The following is a 278-nucleotide window of genomic DNA, read 5'->3' as shown; positions in this document are numbered from 1 at the left end:
ATTGATTCTCACTTCACCCGCAACTATTTATATGTCAAACGCAACTATCCAGACAAGTTAGATGACCATGTACCCGAATATGCCAAGCGCATCGTTGAACAGTATGAACTACCCCAAGAGTGAAAAGATACACTAGACAGTAACAAACCTGATTCGGAGAAATCCTTATGAATGTTTTTGGCATTGGCTTACCAGAAATGGCGTTAATCTTTGTGATTGCTTTACTGGTCTTTGGTCCGAAAAAATTACCAGAAATTGGCAGTAGCCTAGGCAAAGCG

The 278-nt window shown here is 40.6% G+C and carries 1 protein-coding gene; it reads left to right on the top strand.

Translation table 11 applies throughout. The features are described from left to right. Positions 1-167: 167 nt before the first annotated feature. A partial coding sequence (locus R0J87_RS19810) for a twin-arginine translocase TatA/TatE family subunit (RefSeq protein WP_498888397.1) occupies positions 168-278 on the top strand: 111 nt, incomplete at its 3' end.

The sequence above is a fragment of the Halomonas sp. SIMBA_159 genome, from assembly GCF_046536035.1.
Lineage (GTDB): Bacteria > Pseudomonadota > Gammaproteobacteria > Pseudomonadales > Halomonadaceae > Vreelandella > Vreelandella venusta_A.
The sequence above is the reverse complement of the archived record's forward strand: the minus strand, read 5'-3'. Positions and strand labels throughout refer to the sequence as shown.